Here is a 1,838-nt window from a genome sequence, read left to right on the forward strand (position 1 = left end):
GCGCCTTGTGCGCGTGGAAATATTCTTCGTTGGCGATGATGCCCGCCATCGGAATCAGCGGTTTGGTGTCAAACGCCTGCCCCCATGCCTTCACCAAATCAAAACTGCGCACGACGTTTACGCCCATGGTTTTGCCTTTGAGTATGCTTGCGCTTGCCATCGGTTCGGGCAGGATGGCGGCGTGGTAATCCTTGCTCAAAAACAGCCCCACCGCTTCGGGCGGCGTGGCGGTGTAAGTGATGCCGACTTTGTGCGCGTCGATTTTCAGTTTTTTCAACAAGGCTTGCAGCACGATGTCGGGCATGTCGTTTTTAAACGGTACGAGGATTTTTTTGCCGACCAAATCCTGCGGCGAGGTAATCGCGCTGCCTTTACACATCAGCTGCGTGATGCCGTTGGTCAAAATATTGACCATGCCGACTTTCTGCCCTTGGTTGCGCAGGTTTACGCCGACATTGCTCGGACTCATCATGACTTTAAATTGTCCGCTTGCCACGCCTGCACGCAGTTGGTCGGGCGAACGCCAGATTTTCAGCGATACATCTGCCTGCTTCGCCAGCTTGCCTTGCAACGCCGCTACGGCGATGGTAACGCTGGGCATTGCCGGTGAGCCGTATACGGTAAATTGTTCTTTACCGGCTGCTAACAATGAAGGTGAAACGCCTGCGGCTGCCAGCGCGGCGGTCATTTTTAAGAAATCGCGTCTTTTCATATCCATTTTTTATCTCCTAATTCTTAATAAGCCAATGCAGGCATTCTTTCAAACGGCCTGATTTTAAAATGCCGCATGCAAACTCAACCAATATGTCCTGCCCGGTGCATACACGACACTGGGGGATAGAGCGAGGACGTGGTCGCCGCTGATGTATTCGGCGTATTTTTTGTTGAACACGTTGTTCACGCCCAGGCGTAAGCCGTATTTGTCTTTGAAGTTTACGCCTGCGTACACGTCGGCAACGGTAAAGCCTTTGGCGGCTTCGCGTTTGTCTATGCCCAAACCGCTTGCGGCATCAAAATCGCCGCGCGTTTGTTTGGCGACAAAGCGTGTGGCGGCGCCGATGTTGTAGCTGCCGTGGGCAAAGTAATTTTTGTAGTCAGCTTGGACGGTTGCTTCAAACGGACGGATTTGATAGAGCGGCCTGCCGTCGGTTTCATTGTGTCCGTAGTTGTAGGCGGCTTTGATGCCTGCCGCCCAATGCGGATTGAAGTTGTAACGCGCATAGGCCTGAGCGGTAAACAATCGCGCGTCCACGTTGCGTGTGATGATGCCGCCGCCTTTGGAGGCCGTACCGCTTTGTCCGTGGGCGCGGTCAAAAATAATCAAGTCTTTGACTTTATCTGCTACAAGCGTGCCGCCTACGTTCCAGCCCGCGCCTGCCAACGAGTTCATGTAGCCGTTGTAGTAGTCGTTGCGGCTGTCGGCGGTGAGCTTGATGCGGTTGTGTTTTTCGGTTTTCAGCAGGGGATTGCCTGCGATGGCGGCGGCTGGGTTTTGGTTCATCAGCATGCCGTTCATGCGGTTTTGTACGATGGCGGCAAGCGAGTTGAAGCGTTCAGTGTTGTCGCCGATTCGTTCTAAGTGAGCAAGGGAAACGCTGTATTTTTGCGTTTCAGACGGCGTGAAATCGTATTTGAGTTCACCGGAGAAGGCATGACGGCGAACTTTGCCGTTGAAGTCGTAGCCGTAATGGGTTTTCCAGATTTGTTGCGATGAGGCGAAGGCAAGGTTGCGGTTCATCGGATGGGCGGGCGGCGCCGTATTTTTGCGTACGTCCGCTTCGTTGATTTCGTAGCTTAAGCCCAAGCCTAATTTGTGTCGGTCGTCAAATTTGTAGGAC

The 1,838-nt window shown here is 53.3% G+C and carries 2 protein-coding genes; both read right to left on the reverse strand.

Annotation, left to right across the window (positions count from 1 at the left end; genetic code table 11):
- Positions 1-718 (reverse strand): ABC transporter substrate-binding protein (locus ACTHUM_RS12885; RefSeq protein WP_440403043.1); only part of this gene is annotated, 718 nt, incomplete at its 3' end.
- Between the two features lie 57 nt (positions 719-775).
- Positions 776-1,838 (reverse strand): TonB-dependent receptor domain-containing protein (locus ACTHUM_RS12890; RefSeq protein ID WP_440403044.1); only part of this gene is annotated, 1,063 nt, incomplete at its 5' end.

The organism is Neisseria sp. P0021.S006 (genome assembly GCF_051956895.1).